Origin of the sequence: Streptomyces sp. Isolate_45 (assembly GCF_024721315.2) — a bacterium.
Classification (GTDB): Bacteria; Actinomycetota; Actinomycetes; order Streptomycetales; family Streptomycetaceae; genus Streptomyces.
In genome coordinates this window covers 1-4,139 of record NZ_JANFAK020000308.1, presented here as the reverse complement: position 1 = coordinate 4,139, position 4,139 = coordinate 1, and the positions used below count along the sequence as shown (strand labels likewise).

At 71.2% G+C, this 4,139-nt stretch carries 4 protein-coding genes; 2 read left to right on the top strand and 2 right to left on the bottom strand.

Annotation, left to right across the window (positions count from 1 at the left end; translation table 11 throughout):
• Window positions 1–102 precede the first annotated feature (102 nt).
• Together NOD94_RS40470 and NOD94_RS40465 are read right to left on the bottom strand one after the other, a co-directional pair.
• The gene (locus NOD94_RS40470; protein WP_281211244.1) at window positions 103–693 is read right to left on the bottom strand and encodes an NAD(P)H-dependent oxidoreductase; all 591 of its coding nucleotides are present in this window, start codon (window positions 691–693) and stop codon (window positions 103–105) included.
• Window positions 694–777: 84 nt separating this feature from the next.
• The gene (locus tag NOD94_RS40465) at window positions 778–1,689 is read right to left on the bottom strand and encodes an NADP-dependent oxidoreductase (protein WP_281211245.1); all 912 of its coding nucleotides are present in this window, start codon (window positions 1,687–1,689) and stop codon (window positions 778–780) included.
• A 393-nt stretch (window positions 1,690–2,082) separates the two neighbouring features.
• On the opposite strand from NOD94_RS40465, the gene NOD94_RS40460 reads away from it, so the two are divergent.
• Complete coding sequence (locus NOD94_RS40460; protein WP_281211243.1) at window positions 2,083–3,219, top strand: DegT/DnrJ/EryC1/StrS family aminotransferase; 1,137 nt, start codon at window positions 2,083–2,085, stop codon at window positions 3,217–3,219.
• Window positions 3,220–3,321: 102 nt separating this feature from the next.
• Window positions 3,322–4,139: methionine adenosyltransferase (metK, locus tag NOD94_RS40455; protein ID WP_281211242.1), on the top strand; the 818-nt coding region annotated here is incomplete at its 3' end.

Here is a 4,139-nt window from a genome sequence, read left to right as displayed (position 1 = left end):
CCCCCCCCCCCCCCCCCCCCCCCCCCCCCCCCCCCCCCCCCCCCCCCCCCCCCCCCCCCCCCCCCCCCCCCCGGCCGTGGTCAAGGAGTACGGGTCCGGTGCTCAGTTCCCGTACGGGCGCGCCGCGCGACCCTCGCGCAGGGTGACGCCCCACCAGGCGAGCTGGTCGAGGAGGACGGAGGCGGCCTTCGAGCTGCCGCCGTCGTCGTCGAGCAGCCGGCCCTCGTCGTCGAAGCGCTCCCACGGGTTGTGGAAGCTGACCGTGTCGCGCATGGTGACGGCGTGCAGCTCGGCGAAGACCTGGCGCAGCTGCTCGACGGACCGCAGGCCGCCCGCGACGCCGCCGTAGGAGACGAAGCCGACCGGCTTGGCGCGCCACTCGTTGTACACGTAGTCGATGGCCAGCTTCAGCGAGGCCGGGTAGCCGTGGTTGTACTCCGGGGTGATCACGACGTACCCGTCGAGACCGTCGATCCGGGAGGCCAGGGTCGGCGCCTCGGAGGGGGTGCCCAGCGGGTCGAGGTTGAGCTTCAGCTCCTCGACGAGCGCGGGCTCCGACAGGTCGATGACGTGGATCTCCAGGTCATCGCGCCGGGCGGCCTCGGCGACGAACCAGCGGGAGACCTTGTCGGCGAAGCGGCCGGTGCGGACGCTGCCGACGATGACACCGATCTTGAGCGGGTTGCCGGACATGACGTACCTCTTTCACAGGGATGACTACTGAAAGGTGGGGGCGGGGCGGGGCGGCGGGGGATGCCGCCCCGGCCCGGGACGGACTCAGTCGGTGAGCAGGACGATCTTGCCGCGGCCGTGTCCGGTCTCCAGCTCGCGGTGCGCGTCGGAGGCCTGTGCCAGCGGGAACGTCCGGCGGACGTGAACGGTCAGCTTGCCGCTGTCCACCAGCGAGGCCAGCTCGCCCAGCCGCTGCTGGTTGCGCCGGCTGGAGAGCCAGCGGACGCCGAGCTCCTCGTGCACTCCGAAGGCGAAGATCGTGCCGACCCGGTCCTTGTCCTGGACGAGTTCGGCCGCGACGCGCAGGCCCTCGGCGCTGGCCGTGTCGAGCGCGGCGTCGACGCCTTCCGGCGCGAGGGCGCGGACGCGGTCGGCGAGGCCCTCGCCGTACGTCACCGGCAGGGCGCCGAGCTGTCGCAGGTAATCGTGGTTGTCCTCACGGGCCGTGGCGATGACCTTCGCCCCGCGCAGCACGGCCAGCTGGACCGCGATGGTGCCGACACCGCCCGCGGCGCCGTTGATCAGGACGGTGTCGCCCTCGGACACCTTCAGGTCCTCCAGCACGGTGTGCGCCGTCTGCCCCGAGGCGGAAAGGCTTCCGGCGACCTCCCACGGAATGCCGGCCGGCTTGGCGACGATCTGATCGGCGGGCACCGTCAGGTATTCGGCGTACGTGCCCTGGAGGCGGTAGCCGAGCACCTCGTCGCCGACCGAGAAGCCCGTGACGCCCTCGCCGATCTCGTCGACGATGCCGGCGAAGTCGCCGCCGGTGACGTGCGGGAACGTGATGGTGACACCGGGAGGGTTCCATCCCGTGCGCACCGCGCAGTCGGTCGGCTGGGTGCCGGCCGCCTTCACCCGGACACGGACCTCGCCGGGACCGGCCTGAGGGGTGGGCAGCTCAAGGAGTTCGAGGACCTCCGGCCCTCCGAACGCGTGGAATCCTGCAGCCTTCATCATCAACGCCCCTTAAAAAGTGCTGTTCAGCCCGGCCCGTGGAGGCCTTGGACAAGAACGTAGAACCTCAAGCCGAGTTGAGGTCAAGCCGGAACCGGAAGCGGGATCGGAAATCCGTCACTCGGCGCCCAAGTTGTCCGGGACGGGACGGGTGGCGACGGCCGGGACGGCTGGGGTCGGGAAGGCCGGGACGGGGCGGACGGGGCTGGGCGGACGGGGCCGAACGGCGTAAGCCGGGGCCACGGGTCCATCGTGCCCGGAACGTCTCGAACGCACCTGGAGGGTGGACTCCGCCCGTACCCGTTCCAGGGTGGTCCTCCACCCGTTCTCAACCCCTCGTCGAGCTCCCGTCAGGACGATCACGGCCAGCTGTCCGGATCAGAGGGGAACCCCGTGATACATCTCTTCCAGCCGCAGACCGGAGACGAGGAACTCGCCGCGGTCGCCGAAGTGTTCGCCGACAAGTGGCTCGGCCACGGCCCGCGCACCAAGGCGTTCGAGGCGGAGTTCGCCGCCCACCTCGGGGTGGACGCGCAGAACGTCGTCTTCCTCAACTCGGGCACCGCCGGCCTCTTCCTCGCCCTGGAGTGCCTGGACCTGGAGGAGGGCGACGAGGTGGTGCTGCCCTCCCTGAGCTTCCTCGCCGCCGCGAACGCCGTCCTGGCCGCGGGCGCCCGCCCCGTCTTCTGCGACGTGGACCCGCGCACCCTCAACCCGGACGCGGCGCACATCGAGAGCGCCCTCACCGAACGCACCAAGGCCGTCATCGTGCTCCACTACGGCGGCTACCCGGGCGACGTGAAGGCCATCGCGGAGCTGTGCCGCGACCGGGGCGTCACCCTGGTCGAGGACGCGGCCTGCTCGGCCGGCTCCCGTGTGGACGGACGGGCCGTGGGCACCTTCGGCGACCTCGCCATGTGGAGCTTCGACGCGATGAAGGTCATGGTGACCGGCGACGGCGGCATGCTCTACGTCCGCGACCCCGAACTGGCCGCCCGCGCCCGCCGCCTCGCCTACCACGGCCTCGCCCAGCCCAGCGGGTTCGGCCACGCGAAGGTCTCCCACCGCTGGTGGGAACTGGACATCCCCGAGCCCGGCCGCCGCGTCATCGGCAACGACATGACGGCGGCGATCGGCCGCGTCCAGCTCCGCCGACTGCCCGAGTTCGTGACGCGCCGCAAGGAGATCGTCGACCTCTACGACCGCGAACTCGCCGGCGCCGAGGGCATCGAGCCGCCCCCGCCACTGCCGGAGGGCCACGAGTCCACCTACTACTTCTACTGGGTGCAACTGGACGACGCGATCCGCGACGAGGTCGCCGGCGAGCTGCTGGCCGCGGGCATCTACACGACCTTCCGCTACGCGCCGCTGCACAAGGTCGCCGCCTACCGCTCCGAGGGCCAGGAGCTGCCCTCCTCGGACGTCGCCTCAGGCCGCACCCTGTGCCTGCCGCTGCACCCCGGCCTGTCGGACGACGACGTCCGCACCGTCGCGGCCACCCTGCGCAAGGCCGTCGACGCCCGCCGCTGACGGCCCGCTTCGACCCGCCCGCCCCCGCTCCTCGACCGGATCTCCAGCGACGTCGGAGACGGTCGCCACCCGCCCGCCCGCACCATCAGGAGGAAGCTGCTCGTGTCCCGCCGCCTGTTCACCTCGGAGTCCGTGACCGAGGGTCACCCCGACAAGATCGCTGACCAGATCAGCGACACGATCCTCGACGCGTTGCTCACGGAGGATCCGACCTCGCGTGTGGCCGTGGAGACGCTGATCACGACCGGTCTGGTGCACGTCGCGGGCGAGGTGACGACGAAGGCGTACGCGCCGATCGCGCAGCTCGTGCGGGCGAAGATCCTGGAGATCGGCTACGACTCGTCGAAGAAGGGCTTCGACGGCGCCTCGTGCGGTGTGTCGGTGTCCATCGGGGCGCAGTCCCCGGACATCGCGCAAGGTGTCGACACCGCCTACGAGAACCGGGTGGAGGGCGACGAGGACGAGCTCGACAGGCAGGGCGCCGGCGACCAGGGCCTGATGTTCGGCTACGCCTGCGACGAGACCCCCGAGCTGATGCCGTTGCCGATCCACATCGCGCACCGGTTGTCGCGGCGGCTGACGGAGGTCCGCAAGGAGGGGATCGTTCCGTACCTGCGCCCCGACGGCAAGACCCAGGTCACCATTGAGTACGACGGTGACAAGGCCGTGCGCCTCGACACCGTCGTCGTGTCCTCGCAGCACGCGGCGGACATCGATCTGGACGCCCTGTTGACGCCGGACGTGCGCACGTTCGTCGTCGAGCACGTGCTGGCGCAGCTGGCCGAGGACGGCATCAAGCTGGACACCGAGGGCTACCGGCTGCTGGTGAACCCGACCGGCCGGTTCGAGATCGGTGGCCCGATGGGCGATGCCGGCCTCACCGGCCGGAAGATCATCATCGACACGTACGGCGGCATGGC